Below are 14724 nucleotides of genomic sequence, written 5' to 3' on the forward strand. Positions count from 1 at the left end.
CCGGAAGAGAGCGCCGAGTTGTGAAAGCAACCCTGTTGACTCATTGCGGTCATGGCGCCCGGTTCGGTTGGCCAAGTCCTTGAGTCCAAGCTTGATTTGAGTAAGGTTGAAGTAAGTGGTGACAGATGATCTAACAACATCGCATAGTGGGAAGTTCGGATGCTGGACTTCATTAGGGCTGGGATCGAGGACTACTCGACGTGGCTCATTGTTTTCAGATTCATAGGCTTGGCGATCGCCGCGGGCTCTTCGATCTGGGCCACCGTTTCCGAGCTCACCGTCAAGGAGCATGACGGACGCAAACGACTCACGCGGTCGGGCGTCATCGCGATTGGCCTAACCATCAGCGGGTTGGTCGTTAGCATCGTCTTCGAGGATCTGCAGAGGCGGAACGCAGCGCGCGAACAGGCGGCGCGCGTGATCGCCGAGGCACAGCGCACAAACGAGGTCATCCTCGCCACTCAACCCCTGACCAGCGCCGTGGTGCAATTGCAGTTTTCCTCTGCAAACGATTCCCTGCGGAAGGCGGTAATGCAAGGGAAACGCGAGATCAGAAAGAACGCTAACGAGTCGCAGGGCGGTAGCACTCCGATCCCCTTGGACGCCATGGACTACGACTGGGTACTGCTACCCATCGTGTCATTCCTGGCGCACCCCGGAACGGTCACGGTCAAGGCGCCCCCCGAGGGCGTCACGGCCAAGCCCGAATCACGCAAATCCAAGAGCACCCGCCGGAAAAAGCGCAACGACAAGGAAGAGGCAGATGAAGGCGACGACAGGGAAACCGAAAGGGCCTTCCAGCAAGCCGAACACGCGGTGGCAGCAATCGTGCTCATTCCTTTGGACGACGCACAGAACACGGTCCTCTCCTTTGGCAAGCTTTCATCGAAGGTGGAGTTCAAGAAGGACTATAAGATCTCGGCGGGGTTCGCTCCGTTTGAGCCCGATGCCCGAAAGGGATACTCTGTCCCTCGTGCTACCTACAAACTGGCCGCCCCAGGGTCTCAAGCTCCTTCGACCTACGACATCACTTGGAAGCTCGACCCCGGCACTTTGACCGCCTCGATCGATCGACAGAATCCGACGGTGACGCCGACGGGCAGGACTCGCAAGACGCTGCAGATTGCGATCTTCTACGACATGGAGCGCTTGCCGTTCAGCAACTACGATTTCAGCCGCATCTCGATCGATGAGCTATGGACCGAAGGCAAACCGTTCCGCAACGCTATAGAGTTCGGCAAAGAGATTATGGATGCGTCGCTGACGCTCGAGGTGAACGGCGCGCAAGAGCTGCCGCGTCGTTACAGGCTGAAGCGGATGTTCAGCGTGGATGTCGATCAAGATGACATGGGCCCTGGTATGTATAAGTCAGGGTGTACGCTGCTTGAATTCGATTCTATGTGATCGTCGTTTACTCCATACCACTCGGGCTGTTCATGATTGAAGCCAAGGCCGAGACGAAGTGATCGAATGAGGATGCGCTGCATCTGCTCACGACCTTTAGTGGCCCTTCTGCGACGTGGCAGCCGTCACCGAGCAGGTCCGAGTAGAGAGGTGGACCGGAAGTCACCCAGTTAAGAGCAACGTGACCTAAATCCTTTGGGGCGGCACTCCCGAAAATCGAGGACCGTAAACGCGGTCTCTACGCTTGGAAAGCCGATGTTGAAAAGGATGCATCCGCGTGCGTTGTGAAGAGATCGGCTGCGCACTATCGATTCTCACACAGGAACTGCTTGCGATGCATGGTCTCGAATCGACACCGCGGCTGGATCTCCAGCCACGCGGTAAGCGATCCTTGGACGACTAGACGGCTATCCCTCACGTCGGCTCGTCCCCGCGCATATCGTCCGGGATCTCCTGTCGCAGCTTCGGCCCTTGACTGAGCCGTCGCCCGAGCGCTGCGACGAAATTGTCGTAGCGAGCTGCAGCCTGCGCCCGCGCCGCCCTTGCCGCGGGTTCGGGGAGTGGCGGTGTCGTCGTGAGCCAGAAGCGGATGAAGAGAGCGATGGTCTCGACCGAAATTCCAACATCCCGCTCAAGTCGCGCGATCCGGCGGTCGATTTGGTCGAGTCGCTTGGCAATAGCGGCCTCCCGCCGCTCGTCAGCGTCCGGCGACAGAAAGGAAGCAATCGCGGCTTCGGCGATGAGCGACAGCGATTGCTCGCGCCGGGCGGCATAGGCCGACAGCGCCTTCATGACTTCAGGATCGAGATAGACCGACATCTGAGCTTTCTTCTTTGTTCCGCTCATGCCTGCCTCACAAGCCGAGATCGTCGCCGGGATCGAGCGAGGCCTGGCGCGCCACGCCCTGCATCATGTCGCTCATGCGCCTGATCCGCGGGGCGGCTTCATCGAACTCGTCGGCGAGGTCAGACGCGAACTCGTTGTCGACCGACTCCTTCTTGTCCACCATCTCTTGGTCCAGTTCCGGCTGCCGCCGACGGTCGGCAGTCTTGGGATCTTCGTCATCCGCCTGGTCGTCCGTCGGCGCCTGTAATGCCAATGGTCGCGGCGGCAGAGGCCGTGAGCTCCAATCGTCTGGCCGCCTGTTGTTGGCCTTGGTCAGCCTCGGCGGCGCCATGATGCGCTCCTGGAAGCGCGCGTCCTCGTAATAGCGCGCCTTCTTGGCCCGGATCGGATGAAGACCCGACATCATGACGATCTCATCGGATAGCGGCAGCTGCATCATCTCGCCGGGCGTCAGCAGCGGACGGGCGGTCTCTGACCGGGACACCATGAGGTGGCCGAGCCAAGGTGCCAGCCGGCTGCCGGCATAGTTCTTCATTGCCTTCATCTCGGTCGCCATACCGAGGGCATCGCTTACTCGCTTCGCGGTCCGCTCGTCGTTGGTCGCGAAGCTGACCCGGACGTGGCAGTTGTCAAGGATCGAGTTGTTTGACCCGTAGGCCTTCTCGATCTGGTTCAGCGATTGGGCGATCAGGAAGCTCTTGATGCCGTAACCCGCCATAAAGGCCAGCGCGGACTCGAAGAAGTCGAGCCGGCCGAGCGCCGGAAATTCGTCGAGCATCAGGAGGAGCCGGCGCCGTCCGGCCTTGGCTTGTAGATCCTCGGTCAAGCGGCGGCCGATTTGGTTGAGGATCAGGCGGATCAGCGGCTTGGTGCGGTTGATGTCCGACGGCGGCACCACGAGGTACAGCGTAGTCGCTCGCTCTCCTCCGACGATGTCGGTGATCCGCCAGTCGCAGCGGCGCGTCACCTCCGCCACCACCGGGTCTCGGTACAGGCCCAGGAACGACATCGCGGTACTCAAGACACCGGAGCGTTCGTTGCCGGATTTGTTCAGCAGCTCTCGCGCGGCGGAGGCGACGACGGGATGGACGCCGTCCTCACCGAGATGCGGCGTCCGCATCATCGCGGCAAGCGTCGATTCGATCGGCCGCTTCGGATCGGACAGAAAGGCTGCAACGCCGGCGAGCGTCTTGTCTGCCTCTGCGTAGAGGACATGGAGGATGGCGCCGACCAGCAGTGCGTGGCTGGTCTTCTCCCAGTGGTTTCGCTTTTCCAGGCTGCCCTCCGGATCGACGAGGATGTCGGCGATGTTCTGGACGTCGCGCACCTCCCACTCGCCGCGGCGGACCTCCAGCAGCGGATTGTAGGCCGACGACTTCGCGTTCGTCGGATCGAACAGAAGAACGCGGCCGTGACGGGCGCGGAAGCCGCCGGTGAGCTGCCAGTTCTCTCCCTTGATGTCGTGGACGATCGCCGAGCCCGGCCAAGTGAGGAGCGAAGGGATGACGAGGCCGACGCCCTTGCCACTCCGGGTTGGTGCGAAGCACAGAACGTGCTCCGGTCCGTCATGACGAAGATAGGTGCGCTCGAACCGGCCGAGCACGACGCCGTCCGACCCCAGCAATCCGGCCTGCTCGATCTCCTTTGCCTCCGCCCAGCGCGCGGAGCCATAGGTCTCGGCATTCTCTGCCTCGCGGGCGCGCCAGACCGACATACCAATCGCAACGGCTGCCGCGATGATGCCGCCGGATGCTGCGATGAAGGCGCCCTCGGTGAAGATCGAGGGCGCGTAAGCATCGTAGGCGTACCACCACCAGAAGAAGGCCGGCGGGAGATAGACGGGAAAATGGAGCAGCTCGAACCAGGGCTGTCCGAGCTGCGGCTGGAAGCCGAGCCGCCAGGCGGTCCACTCCGTCGCGGCCCAGATCGTCAGCACGACGATCGCCAAGACGGTGATGACCTGCCCCCACAGAATCTTGGTCGCGGACATGGCGGCGGCCCTCTCCTGACGTCGGTGATTGGAAGGATCGCTCACAGGCCGAGCCCCCGGTTGCGCCCAAAACCCCAATCGATGCCGCCATCCGCGCGAGCGACTCCGGAAACATGCCGGCCGAGCTGCTTTTCGAGCGAGGGCGTCCAGGGCACGAGCTGAAAGCCGAGACCATCGTCGATCATGGCGAAGCGGCCGGAAGCGAGTGCGAAGCGCTGCCGATAGGTGCCAGCGACGTACTCGCCAGCGGCCGATGGATTGAACGGCTGGCCGGTCTCGGTGGCGAGCTGCTTGCCGAGATCCTCTAACTCCCGGCGGCGTAGCGTGCCGACGAGATTCTTCGCGAATACCAGCCCATGCGCCTGGCGGTCCGCGAGCCCCTGCTCGATGAGCTGCTCGGCCCGCCGTTGCATGGCGTCGCGAACCTCAGCGCCGAAGCCGCCCTGGCCAAGCGCCACAGGGTCGCGCGCAACGGCCTGCCGGTCGAGCCATGTCGCGCCGCTCGCCGTCACCTGCGCCTCGATCGACAGATCAGAGCGGACGGCCAGCGCCACGCGACGCTGCCCGCGCGCGTCGTCGAACTTGCGCAGCTCGACGATCGAGCCAGGCGCGCTGTCGCCGGCAGCGTCGAGATCGGGGAGCCTGATGTGGTGGGTGCGGCCATCGACGCCATCAACCACGGCATAGGCGGTCGCCTTGAGTTCGTCATCGAGACCGCGATCGACGAGACGTCCGATGACGGGCACGTCCAGGCTTTCGCCTGATAGCACGTAGCTTGAGGTCCCACGCTCGATGCCGCGTTCGGTCAAGCTGTGGTGAATACGCTTGATGATGTCGCCGCGTTCGCCGAGCTCGCGCAAGGTCGTCTCGGTACTCTCATCCATGACCCATTGGCCCGGCCCGATCTGATGAGCGAGGCCAAGGCTCTCCAAGCGTCGCAGCCGGCCCACCTTCAATGCATGGAACTGATCGGGCTGCCCCGCCGGATCGGGAGCAAGGTCGATGATGCCATGCCGGTCTGCATCGCGAACGAGCTGGCGGTCGAGCTGTGTCCAGCGTTCGGCTTCGACCTGACGCTCGAGCGAGCGGCGGATGTCGAGATCGGAGCGCAGTCCGAGCTCTTGTGTGACCAGGTCCTGGGCGCGGGACCGCATCCCCACCTTGATGTAGTCGCGGGAGATGACGAGGTCCTGGGCGTCTTCGGCGACGCCGCGCACGATGATGTGGACGTGGGGGTGCTGGGTGTTCCAGTGATCGACGCCAACCCAGTCGAGCTTGGTGCCAAGATCTTTCTCCATCTGACCGACCAACTCGCGGGTGAAGCCTTTGAGGTCGGCCAAATCGGGCGCGTCTTCGGGCGAGACGATGAAGCGGAAATGGTGGCGGTCATCCTGACATCGCTCGGCGAAGGCTTTGGGATCGGCATCCTCCGTGTCCGGGCCGAACAGGTGGGCCTTCTCCCCGCCCCGAGTGACGCCCTCCCGCCGGAGATAACCGAGATGCGCGGCGAGCGGCGCCGATTTCCCTCTATGCCGGACAACGCGCGTCTTGATCGTCACCAGGCGCGAGCGGCCGGTGAGCAGACGGTTTGCCCGCACGCTGGCGAGGCGGCCGCGGCCGAAGCGCGAATGACGGCGGCTCACGAGATGGCCGGCCCGCGAAATGCCTCCGCCGGCGCGCTGAGCGGCCGCAAGCGCCTGGGCGATGAACGGCTTGGCGCGTTGGGCCCTGGAAGAGCGGATGCGGCCTGGCCGGGGCTGAAATTCGTTCTCTTCAGCCATTGCCAGCCTCGGCAATGTGCGAAATGCAGAATCCGTGCAATGAGTTGATAGTGGGGCGCACGTTGCGTGCCGACGCCACACATTGCCGGATCAGCAAAAAAGGAAAGCAACAACAACCGACCGACCGAGCCGCACATTGCGGCCTTTTATCTCGCCATCGTCCGGTCGGTACTTGCGGAAGTCCCAACTGTTTGCGAGCGTTTGCGATAGCGATCGTTACCCGAAGGGCCGAGACACCCCTAGGGTGGCTCGGTGAGGAGCGAAGCGACGAGTAGAGCGCGGGCCGAAGGCATCGCCCGCATGACCGTGTTGCAGCGTTTCGAATGCAAACCGAATGTCCGTCACGGGGCGCCAGCGAACCTGGAAACTGACGGCTGATATCACGAGCTGCCCGATGTGCAGCCGCCGCAACAAGAGTGCGTGCAGACGTACCGCGATCCGCGCATTGACGTTGAAGATGCCGTGCAGTCATTGCGATCGCCCCGTGGCCGAGAGCGCGACGAACAGGCCCTCCGACTGGGGCGCTATCGCAGAGAGATCGTGCACGGGAACGGCAGCCGATCTGTCGAGCACTGGCCGACCGAATGCTGCCTGGGCGGCGGACGACGGACCGTCAACGTGGCCGAAAAACAGCGGCGCCCGCGTCCAGGATGAACGAGAAGCGGCCGCGAGGAGAAGAGGCCCTGGTGCCCCCTCCGCATCGACAGAAGGGACGATGGCCGCGACATAGGCTGTCGTCTCGGCGGGCAGTGGACGGTGTCTATCGCGAAACTCCTCGTAGCGGCCCGGACCTGCATTATAGGCCGCGAGAAAGCCCGGCGAGCCGTAGCGGTCGTGCAGTTCGCGAAGGAAGGCGGCGCCGGCGAGGATGTTGTCACGGGGATCGAAGGGATCGCGCCCGAGACCATAGCGCGCGCGCATGTCCGCCCAGGTCTTGGGCATGAGTTGCATCAGGCCGAGTGCGCCTTTGGGTGAGACGGCACGCCGATCGCCATTGCTCTCGACCCGCATGACGGCTCGTATCCATGCAGCCGGAATGCCAAAGCGCTGCGCGGCCTCTGCCACATGAGATGCGTAGTGATCGCTCGCCGGTTGACTTCGTGCCGGTGCTCTCTGCCCGGACACTGCTGCCGTTGGCCCGCCAATCACCAGCAGGCCGGTAAGGAGGAGAACGGCAAGGCTCGCCCTGTCTCCGCCATCATGGCGAGGCGTCTTGCTGCCTACCGGCGGTGCGCACGGACCACCGGTTTGACCGCCGCTGTGCGCGGCGGCCGGCCGACGCTTGCGCGGACCGGAGGGACGAGACGGCTTTGCCGCGAGCAAACGGATGGAGCTTCGATACGCCTTGTCGGTAGCACGCGTGACGGGACCCTGCATGCAATCAGTCCCGCTCGGCGCGTTGGGGCAGACGATTCCAGTTCAGCGTCCAGGCCGATTTGTCCTCGCCCGACTGGAAGAGATTGGCGCGGATCGGCCGCGGCAGCGCCGGGTCGTCGATGACGAGCGAAACGTATTCGCCGGCCTTCTCGCCGGTACGCTTCCAGCCTGCCCCGATCTCCGGGCCGTCGGCATCGCCGAGGCGGATGCGGTAGTCCGGCGCGTTCTCGGCATCCGAGGATTCGGCCGGGACGAGGGTGAGAATCCGCTCGAAGAACAGCGTCTCAACGCGTCCGGTGAAGCCGGACTTATCGCGGGTGAACTGGCCGATTTGTGCCATGGGAAAGCTCCTGGTTGGCGGGTTGAGAGGCGAGTCAATGGGTGGCGGCGCGCCAGACGAAACGGCCGTCGCCGGCCTCATTGGTCCAAAGCGGGACTGCGCGCGCGACGATCGAAGTAACGGGAAGCGCGCCGAAATAGCGGCCGTCCAGGCTGTCCGGGACGTTCGGGTTCATGAGAAATACCTCGCCCGGCTCGAGGGTATGGCAACCGCTCCAACACGGCAGCGGACGGCCGCGATGATCGTGGTCGTGTGCGGCGCCGACATCGACATGATCGACGGAAACGGTGTCGCCTGACCGGCAAACAGTCTGCCCGGGCAGCGCCATCACACGCTTCAGCAGCGGCACACCCTTGGGAAGAAAGCCGCCATCGGCAAGGAAGCTCGCGATCGGCTCCGGCAGCCGTACCGCGACCAGTTCGAGGGCGTGCAGTTCTTCAACCGGATGCAGCACGTAGAGTCCTATCGGCGTGCTCGCGGTAGCGTTCCAGATCAGCCGCGGCGCAGGATGAATGAGGGCCAGGGCGCCAGCGACCAGCGCCGCAAGGTAGGTCAACATGAGATAGCCGAAGGGGGTCATGGCGTGACGCTCCGGCGCTTGAGCCAGGCGACATGCTGCTCGCGCGTGTAGGCGCGCGGCACATGGTCGGCAGCGAGACGGTTGTGGAGATGCCGCCAGTATTCGGGCGCAGCGTCAGCCGGGTCGATGGAGAGCGCCTCAATGGCGTCGATTGCTTGCAACACGCGCTCGACCTTCGGCCAGCTATCAACGCGCAGCAGGATTTCGCCGCCGGGGCGGACAAATGGTAGCGTCTGATAGCGCTGCCCGGCCTCCACCGCGCGCACGATGTCCATGCGCGATACAACGGTGCCGTAGTCATTCGACGCCCAACGCACAAAACCGAAGACGCTGCCAGGCGTAAAGCTCGATACACTGCGGCGGCGGTCAAGGATCTTTTCCTCCGCGCGACGGCCGAAGCGGAGCCAGTGCTCGACCCGCTTCTCGATCCAGGTCAGCTCGACCTGGGTGAGCGCGATACCGCGTCGATGCGAGGTCGGCACGGCACGCGGCGGCAAGGCCTCGTTGTCATTCATGACGGCTCTCCGGCGTCAGTGGGGAACTCTCGCGCCAGCACTTCGCGCAGCATGTCGGCAACGGTCACGCCGCGCTGGAACGCGGCGACCTTGATACGGCCGCGCAGCGCCGGCGTGACGTCGATGGTCAGGCGCGCGGTGAATGCGGCTACGTCATTCACGCTGCGTGGCGGTACATCGCTGGCCTTGATCCAACTTTCGGCATCGCCGGGACGCGAGGCGAAGCCGCGTTTGGTGGAGCGCTCGCTCATGGCGCGAACCTCGCAACTTCTGCCGCGAGCGCGGCGATCTCGCGGGCAATGATCGTGCGCGCACCGCAGCGGTTGAGCACAAAGCGAGCGGCAAGCTGCGGCCGGTAGATGCGCGCCTCGCGCAGCAGAGCGAGCGTCTCGGCCGAGGCCCAGCCGTCAAAAGGCGAGGGCTGCACGGGGATGAGCACCAGATCAGCTGCCAGCAGCGCCGAACGCATCAATCCAGCGACGCGCGGCGGTCCGTCAATGACGACATGATCGGCGGTGCGTGCGATCTCCGGCGCCTCGCGGTGGAGGGTATCGCGCGCGAGGCCAACGACGCCGAACAGCCGTGCGACGTTCTCCCGCGCGCGCTGCTGCGACCAATCCAATGCCGAGCCCTGGGGATCGGCATCAATCAGCGTCACGCTCTTTCCGCGCAGCGCCCACTCACCGGCAAGATGCAGGGCGAGCGTGGTCTTGCCGACACCGCCCTTCTGGTTGAGCACGGCGACGATCATCGCTTGCCTCCCGTCTTGCGACCTGGAAGCGGCAGAGATGGTTGGGCTGGGTCCTTGGTTGGTGGCTCAGCGCGAGCGTCGTCTTCATCCGCAGGACGTACGGGCCCACTACAACAGTTAGATTCTAAGTTAGACTCTAAGTTAAGGCCGGGAATCGCGGTTTCCGGCCAAAGCGTTAGTTGCGGTTCACGCGTGCGAAGTCCCGATAGGGCTGCGTGCGGAATCCCGATATGGTTTGCGTGCGAAGTCCCGAGCGCTTCCACAGCGCCGTCCACAGGGGCAGTGGATAGTTCGGCCGGAACAATGCGCAGCAATTCGCGACGCGCTTCACGCTCGATGCGCAAGCGGTAGCCGGGAAGCGGCTGACGCGCGGCGATGCGCCGGATCTGCAGCGCAAAATCAGAGACACGCACCAGACTGCCCGACTTCGCATAGAGGTGTGCGACCTCGAACCGCCATCCTCTTGGCTGGCGGCCGGCATGCTTACGCGCGACGCGATAGAGCCAGCGCTCGATCCCGCCGGTCAGGCTGAAATAGGCCGGATCAATCGTGAGAACGAGCGAGCGATCGATGACGCCGCGATAGAACCAGTCGGGGAGGACAAATTCCATGCCTTCCACGCGGCCGTCGCGCCGCGCGCATTCTTCCCATTCGTTGATCCAGGAGAACTGGTGGCGCCGCCAATGCTCGCCCTGCCGGATACTGGTGCGGATCACGGTCGCCTGCAGGCGCGTCAATGCTCCCTTCAAGAGCTTGTAGTCGCGGGCCCCGGTCTGCCGGCCGACGGCGGTCAGAAGCTGGTAAGGTGTGAAGCGCAGGAAACGTGAAGTCTTCAGGCCAACGTTCTCAGCCTCGACAATCTGGCTGGCCGCCCAAATCAGCACGTCGGCATCCCAAATGGTCGCCATCCCGTGCTCGGGAACCGCATAAACCTCGACGCAGATGTCGCCTGCCTCATAAAGGATCGGCGTCGTGCGCTTGGCCTTGGCGAGCGAAAAGAATGGGCGCTCCATCAGGTCGCGCTGATCGCGCGGACTGGCATCGCCGGTAGCGACAACGAACGGGTCGAGCTTGCTTCGCTCGCTGGGTGTGATGAGGCGACGCGACGACATGGTGGGCGTTGCCTCAGCGATGCGCGTTGCTGGCGGCGCGGGCCTCGAGATAGCGAGGATCCGACGTGGAGCTGCAGGCGGCCTGATCGGCCCAGGCTTCGAGATCGCCGATGGCGTAGACAACGCGGCCGCCGAGCTTGCGAAAGGTCGGGCCATTGCCATGGCAGCGGTATTTTTCGAGCGTGCGCGGCGAGATGCCGAGGAGGCGCGCGGCCTCGGGGGTGCGCACGTAGCGGGTGGCGAGTTGCGCGGGCCTATCGAGCATGGGAGATCTCCGTCTTGCCTCGAAGCGCCGCGGCCAAGTCGCGGCATGTCCGGGCCAAGGTGGCGGAGAGTTCAGGCGTTGGGGGTGGACGAAAATCTACGTGCGTTTGTGTCCCCCACATTCGCAACCGGGCGAAGCCAGGCGTTGCCACGAGGCGCGGATTAACTCATCGGGGCGGATGGCTTGATGTGGCCGATCACAGGCCGCGTAGAAGTTTCAGATAACCACGCTCGACCAAGGCGATCGAATCATGAATGAGGCGGTTCGCCTTACGGCGGGCATGCGAATCCTTCCACTCGACCGAACGACGGTGCGCGTGGTCGGAGGCCAGCACCTTCGCCGCCACGTCTCGCGGGCCGCCACCCAGATCGTGAACGTCGAAGGCGTGAAGAAGCTGTGTCAGTCGCCGTTTCTGAAACGACGTCAGCCGCAGCGCCGCCGGCAGAAGACCAGTGCGCTGGCCAGCAAGGCGGCGGGCCAAGTGCAGCGCCACGTCGGCGCGCAGTTCGCCCATGCTGTCGAGCGGCACAAGCACGGCGGGGTGGCGCATGGCCTGCTCGTCGCGCAACCGGACATGGAGCTCGCCCGAGCCGTCGGAGACAACTAGCTCGCGACCGTCAGCATCCGTCTGCTCAACGGTCGCCAGTCCGAAAGACTTGCGATCAATCGGATGAACGGTCTCAAACTCCGGCGGGGCGGACTGGAGGATCAGTGTTCCCGGTGAAGCCTCGGGCAGCCAAATGGTTGGTTCGAGCCCAACCGGAGAGGCGGGGTCATGGGCGACACCGCAACCTCCATCGACGTGCGAAACTCGTTCTGATGGTTTCGGGATCAGCGCCGTCGCGCGGGATCTGGCGCTCAGTACGGGCGAAGTCGCGGCGGTAGTCAGCGTTGCGGCGAAGGAATTCGAGGGCAAAACCCGGACGCTCAAGGCGATTCAGGCGTTCGATGGTCTCCGGCGAGCGCCAATACTGGGTCGGCATGGTCTGTCTTCTCGTCTCTGTGCCCCATGACACGATCCGAAAAGACAGCACGAGAGACTAGACCCTGAGGTTGCATCACGCGAGATCGCAATTTGCGTGACAGGGGCGCAGTTCACTGCATCCGGGGTTGCAAAAGATCCTGATATCCGGCTTCCGACATCCATCGCGCACGGGCGAGATGGCTGTCATGGACGAGTCTGGCACGATCCGGTTCGCGCGCGGGGTCGAGGCCGAAGATCACACTGACCACCTCACGCCAGTCGGCGCCCTCCTCTTCGGCCATCAACAACCGAACGTAGATTGCAAGATGTTTCTCGTCATAGGCGTTGACGCGATCGGTTATTGGCGGCCAGTCTTGGAATGGCGCGTCGTTCATTGCAATTGCCCCTCAGCATCGATGCAGCGATTAGAATTCATCTAAAGCAAGCTGGGAAATCGTCGCACGCGATTTGTGCCGTGATGCGCAAATCGCATCGCGGCGCTCCCCGGAAGTGGCAAACTCGGCCCAAACCAGACGATATGAATAGCACGGCTGAGCACGAATCGGAACGATCGTTCCTGGAACGATCGTTCCGATGTGAGTTCCCTTATCGCCATGGATCTCAAGGAGGTCATGGCGATCAATTTGCGTCGGATACGCCATAAGAAGGAGATGACGCAGGAAGAGTTGGCCGATGGTGCCGGGCTAAGTGTCCGTTACGTCGGCGCAATTGAACGCGCCGATGTGTCGGCCAGCGTAACCGTGCTCGGCCGAATCGCGGAGGCGCTAGGGGTCGAAGCAACCGATCTGATCAAACGAACGGCGGTTCATCCTCATCGCGCTCGATGATGTGACGAATTTGTGCTCCATCGCAGCCTTGGCACGTTATGAATCAACTCGGCATTCCGTCACGCATAAGTTGATAGGCGACCTAACGTAAATCTGGTCTGTCTCCAGAGACGCATACCTGTCCAGGGATGGAAGGGCGTGCTGAGTGAGATGGAGTGGGCTTTATGACCCTGTACGAGCACTTGCCAGCCGACATCCGCGAAGTCGTGGACGCTTACGTCGGGGACCTCAGGCCCCAACCTTGGCGGATTCGCTTCCTCTTGCTGATTGATCTCCTTCAAGAGAAGTTGGAGAGCGGACCCTCCGCTGAGCATTGGCGTCTACTTCAGCAATGGACTGGCATAGTGACGGCAGTCTTGGAACACTTGCCGCCTGACAGTTCGGTCGGCGAATGTTTGGGGTTGATGAGCATCAGCTTCAACGACCAATGGCGCGCTCAGGCGCTCGGCCAGATCGAGCGCGATCCTACGGTGCTGGATCGCTTGGTCGCAATCTGCCCCGACTGGGGAGACATCGTCGAAACCGTATTGGAGGCCAATCAAAGACGGCCGATCAAGGCGGGGCAGGCTCGCGCTCGCTGATCGGAATCGATCCGGCATGTGCGCCGGCTCGCCAAGCTCTGCACGGCCAGCTCTTGAGCTTAGCGATGCCTCGCCCGGACCAGCCGGGCGAGGCATTGCGGATCGGATCAGTCGCTGTTCCGACGGTTGGGACGAGACCAGATCAAGCTGAAGCCCTCGCCCTCTTCATCGGCGAAGAGGTTCGCGAAGATCGGTGCGGTGAAGCTCGGATCGTCGAGCTTGAGGCCGAGATAGTCGCGGCCCTCGTTGGAGCGCTTGGACCAGGCGGCCCCGATCTCAACCCGGCCGACATAGATCCGGTGGCTTGGGGCGTTGTCACCCGAGCGGCTGGTTTCGGGGACGATGCGGACGTTCCTGGCCTGCAGCGAGAGGGTGACGATTTCGCCGTTGAACTCGTTGTTGCCGGTCTTCTTGAAGGTGCCGATGGTCGCCATGGTAGTTCTCCTTGATCTCTGTTTCCGAGCCCGCACCTTGCGGCCTCGATGGTGATCGACAGGCCGGAGGCGATCGACGGCGCACCCCGAAGGGCCGAAGCGTCAGCGGAGGATGGCAGCCAGGCGACTTTCTTGTATCGCGAGGAATGACGGCGCAGCCGGCAGGGGAAGAAAGTCGATCGGCGCCATTGCGCCATAGGCGGTCGAGGCGTCAGCCGTCCTTCGGCCAGATCAATCCATCGAAGAGGCCGTTTGGTGCGCTCGGTCCGAACAGAGCTGACATCAAGGAGAACGTGGCGATCTGCGAGTCCACTGAAAGAGTTGCCGCAACCGAATGCAATGGTGATGAGCTCTCTTTATTGTAGGTGGACGGATCTCCGCTTCCACGATAGCGCGTCGACAGCACACCACATTCACGAGAGAGGCTGGCCGTATCTGTGATCCGTCGCCGTTTGGTCGATGCGGCATACGAACCGCCACGAAACTGCCACTCTGCGATGATCGGTCGAGGCTCGACGCTTGGGCCGCTCTGAGTGTAGCTCAAGGACAAGAATCGCGAGCACGCTGCATGCCTGATCCGCCCTTTCAATGTGACGTATCGACCGTCGCCAGGCCCTTCCTCGGACGGCGCAGAGGTCACGACATACGAGCCGCGCAGCCCACGGAGGATCTCGTGCAGGACGATGCCCGTTAAGAGCTCGAGGAAGAAGAGAATCAGATGAGCGACAATAGCACCCTCGAAGACAGAACCGTCGAAGCGATACGGCACTATCGCGAGGCCCTCGCCGTGGTCGACGGCCTGGAGCGAAAAGAACGTTCTGCGCATCGAGCGCAGACCAGGATACTGCCTGAATTGGGGCGCGCCTTACGCAGCCAAGACCCGCGGTGTCTTAAGAATAGCATCAAGATCGGCTTGGCAGCTTTCTGGCGGCATGG

The 14724-nt window shown here is 63.1% G+C and carries 18 protein-coding genes and 1 pseudogene; 3 read left to right on the plus strand and 16 right to left on the minus strand.

Going from position 1 to position 14724, the window contains the following annotated elements:
- Positions 1 to 159: 159 nt before the first annotated feature.
- Positions 160 to 1404, plus strand: coding sequence for a hypothetical protein (locus ACM42_RS05645; RefSeq protein WP_036046529.1), 1245 nt, complete (start codon positions 160 to 162; stop codon positions 1402 to 1404).
- Between the two features lie 414 nt (positions 1405 to 1818).
- Here ACM42_RS05645 and ACM42_RS05650 read toward each other — a convergent pair whose 3' ends face one another.
- From ACM42_RS05650 to ACM42_RS05715, 14 genes and pseudogenes are all read right to left on the minus strand, one after another.
- On the minus strand, positions 1819 to 2250 hold the full coding sequence (locus ACM42_RS05650) for a CopG family transcriptional regulator (RefSeq protein WP_036046527.1): 432 nt from the start codon (positions 2248 to 2250) through the stop codon (positions 1819 to 1821).
- A gap of 7 nt (positions 2251 to 2257) precedes the next feature.
- Complete coding sequence (locus tag ACM42_RS05655; protein ID WP_036046525.1) at positions 2258 to 4240, minus strand: conjugal transfer protein TraG; 1983 nt, start codon at positions 4238 to 4240, stop codon at positions 2258 to 2260.
- 41 nt (positions 4241 to 4281) lie between these two features.
- Entirely contained in the window at positions 4282 to 6021 is a 1740-nt protein-coding gene (locus tag ACM42_RS05660) for a relaxase/mobilization nuclease domain-containing protein (RefSeq protein ID WP_036046523.1), read from the minus strand.
- Positions 6022 to 6489: 468 nt separating this feature from the next.
- Positions 6490 to 7398, minus strand: coding sequence for a lytic transglycosylase domain-containing protein (locus ACM42_RS05665; protein WP_225152169.1), 909 nt, complete (start codon positions 7396 to 7398; stop codon positions 6490 to 6492).
- Positions 7399 to 7402: 4 nt separating this feature from the next.
- Positions 7403 to 7738 carry a DUF736 domain-containing protein gene (locus ACM42_RS05670; RefSeq protein ID WP_097669224.1) on the minus strand — a complete coding sequence of 112 codons (336 nt, stop codon included), beginning with the start codon at positions 7736 to 7738 and terminating at the stop codon, positions 7403 to 7405.
- 34 nt (positions 7739 to 7772) lie between these two features.
- Positions 7773 to 8318, minus strand: a complete 546-nt coding sequence (locus tag ACM42_RS05675; protein ID WP_225152171.1) for a S26 family signal peptidase — start codon at positions 8316 to 8318, stop codon at positions 7773 to 7775.
- A complete protein-coding gene (locus tag ACM42_RS05680; protein WP_036046883.1) occupies positions 8315 to 8833 on the minus strand; it encodes a DUF2840 domain-containing protein in 519 nt (172 codons plus the stop codon). The genes ACM42_RS05675 and ACM42_RS05680 overlap by 4 nt, the downstream gene beginning before the upstream one ends.
- Complete coding sequence (locus ACM42_RS05685) at positions 8830 to 9084, minus strand: hypothetical protein (protein WP_036046882.1); 255 nt, start codon at positions 9082 to 9084, stop codon at positions 8830 to 8832. Before ACM42_RS05685 ends, ACM42_RS05680 begins: the two co-directional genes overlap by 4 nt.
- A gap of 17 nt (positions 9085 to 9101) precedes the next feature.
- Positions 9102 to 9584, minus strand: a pseudogene (gene parA, locus ACM42_RS05690) (ParA family partition ATPase); the annotation flags it as partial.
- Positions 9581 to 10696: a replication initiator protein A gene (locus ACM42_RS05695; RefSeq protein ID WP_225152173.1), complete on the minus strand. Its 1116-nt coding sequence runs from the start codon at positions 10694 to 10696 to the stop codon at positions 9581 to 9583. The gene ACM42_RS05695 and the pseudogene parA, both read right to left, overlap by 4 nt.
- A 13-nt stretch (positions 10697 to 10709) precedes the next feature.
- Positions 10710 to 10961, minus strand: coding sequence for a helix-turn-helix transcriptional regulator (locus tag ACM42_RS05700; RefSeq protein WP_225152175.1), 252 nt, complete (start codon positions 10959 to 10961; stop codon positions 10710 to 10712).
- A gap of 196 nt (positions 10962 to 11157) precedes the next feature.
- Positions 11158 to 11823 carry a DUF2285 domain-containing protein gene (locus ACM42_RS05705; protein WP_225152226.1) on the minus strand — a complete coding sequence of 222 codons (666 nt, stop codon included), beginning with the start codon at positions 11821 to 11823 and terminating at the stop codon, positions 11158 to 11160.
- Positions 11735 to 11944, minus strand: coding sequence for a transcriptional regulator domain-containing protein (locus tag ACM42_RS05710; protein ID WP_081493989.1), 210 nt, complete (start codon positions 11942 to 11944; stop codon positions 11735 to 11737). The genes ACM42_RS05705 and ACM42_RS05710 overlap by 89 nt, the downstream gene beginning before the upstream one ends.
- A gap of 112 nt (positions 11945 to 12056) precedes the next feature.
- Positions 12057 to 12320, minus strand: a complete 264-nt coding sequence (locus ACM42_RS05715; protein ID WP_036046503.1) for a hypothetical protein — start codon at positions 12318 to 12320, stop codon at positions 12057 to 12059.
- Positions 12321 to 12539: 219 nt separating this feature from the next.
- Here ACM42_RS05715 and ACM42_RS05720 point away from each other — a divergent pair, with 219 nt between their 5' ends.
- Both ACM42_RS05720 and ACM42_RS05725 read left to right on the plus strand, forming a co-directional pair.
- Positions 12540 to 12773, plus strand: a complete 234-nt coding sequence (locus tag ACM42_RS05720; RefSeq protein ID WP_036046501.1) for a helix-turn-helix domain-containing protein — start codon at positions 12540 to 12542, stop codon at positions 12771 to 12773.
- A gap of 164 nt (positions 12774 to 12937) precedes the next feature.
- Positions 12938 to 13354 carry a hypothetical protein gene (locus ACM42_RS05725; protein WP_036046498.1) on the plus strand — a complete coding sequence of 139 codons (417 nt, stop codon included), beginning with the start codon at positions 12938 to 12940 and terminating at the stop codon, positions 13352 to 13354.
- Between the two features lie 107 nt (positions 13355 to 13461).
- Here the strand turns inward: ACM42_RS05725 and ACM42_RS05730 are convergent, their stop codons facing one another.
- Positions 13462 to 13788: a DUF736 domain-containing protein gene (locus ACM42_RS05730; protein ID WP_036046495.1), complete on the minus strand. Its 327-nt coding sequence runs from the start codon at positions 13786 to 13788 to the stop codon at positions 13462 to 13464.
- A gap of 211 nt (positions 13789 to 13999) precedes the next feature.
- Entirely contained in the window at positions 14000 to 14614 is a 615-nt protein-coding gene (locus ACM42_RS05735; RefSeq protein ID WP_036046493.1) for a hypothetical protein, read from the minus strand.
- Between the last annotated feature and the right edge of the window lie 110 nt (positions 14615 to 14724).

Origin of the sequence: Bradyrhizobium sp. CCBAU 25338 (genome assembly GCF_028128965.1) — a bacterium.
In the GTDB taxonomy this organism is placed as follows: domain Bacteria; phylum Pseudomonadota; class Alphaproteobacteria; order Rhizobiales; family Xanthobacteraceae; genus Bradyrhizobium; species Bradyrhizobium liaoningense.

Coding starts and splice junctions, on each gene's coding strand:
- ACM42_RS05645 (WP_036046529.1), top strand. CDS start 160: ATGCTGGACTTCATTAGGGCTGGGATCGAGGACTACTCGACGTGGCTC.
- ACM42_RS05650 (WP_036046527.1), bottom strand. CDS start 2,250: ATGAGCGGAACAAAGAAGAAAGCTCAGATGTCGGTCTATCTCGATCCT.
- ACM42_RS05655 (WP_036046525.1), bottom strand. CDS start 4,240: ATGTCCGCGACCAAGATTCTGTGGGGGCAGGTCATCACCGTCTTGGCG.
- ACM42_RS05660 (WP_036046523.1), bottom strand. CDS start 6,021: ATGGCTGAAGAGAACGAATTTCAGCCCCGGCCAGGCCGCATCCGCTCT.
- ACM42_RS05665 (WP_225152169.1), bottom strand. CDS start 7,398: ATGCAGGGTCCCGTCACGCGTGCTACCGACAAGGCGTATCGAAGCTCC.
- ACM42_RS05670 (WP_097669224.1), bottom strand. CDS start 7,738: ATGGCACAAATCGGCCAGTTCACCCGCGATAAGTCCGGCTTCACCGGA.
- ACM42_RS05675 (WP_225152171.1), bottom strand. CDS start 8,318: ATGACCCCCTTCGGCTATCTCATGTTGACCTACCTTGCGGCGCTGGTC.
- ACM42_RS05680 (WP_036046883.1), bottom strand. CDS start 8,833: ATGAATGACAACGAGGCCTTGCCGCCGCGTGCCGTGCCGACCTCGCAT.
- ACM42_RS05685 (WP_036046882.1), bottom strand. CDS start 9,084: ATGAGCGAGCGCTCCACCAAACGCGGCTTCGCCTCGCGTCCCGGCGAT.
- ACM42_RS05695 (WP_225152173.1), bottom strand. CDS start 10,696: ATGTCGTCGCGTCGCCTCATCACACCCAGCGAGCGAAGCAAGCTCGAC.
- ACM42_RS05700 (WP_225152175.1), bottom strand. CDS start 10,961: ATGCTCGATAGGCCCGCGCAACTCGCCACCCGCTACGTGCGCACCCCC.
- ACM42_RS05710 (WP_081493989.1), bottom strand. CDS start 11,944: ATGCCGACCCAGTATTGGCGCTCGCCGGAGACCATCGAACGCCTGAAT.
- ACM42_RS05715 (WP_036046503.1), bottom strand. CDS start 12,320: ATGAACGACGCGCCATTCCAAGACTGGCCGCCAATAACCGATCGCGTC.
- ACM42_RS05720 (WP_036046501.1), top strand. CDS start 12,540: ATGGATCTCAAGGAGGTCATGGCGATCAATTTGCGTCGGATACGCCAT.
- ACM42_RS05725 (WP_036046498.1), top strand. CDS start 12,938: ATGACCCTGTACGAGCACTTGCCAGCCGACATCCGCGAAGTCGTGGAC.
- ACM42_RS05730 (WP_036046495.1), bottom strand. CDS start 13,788: ATGGCGACCATCGGCACCTTCAAGAAGACCGGCAACAACGAGTTCAAC.
- ACM42_RS05735 (WP_036046493.1), bottom strand. CDS start 14,614: ATGCGCAGAACGTTCTTTTCGCTCCAGGCCGTCGACCACGGCGAGGGC.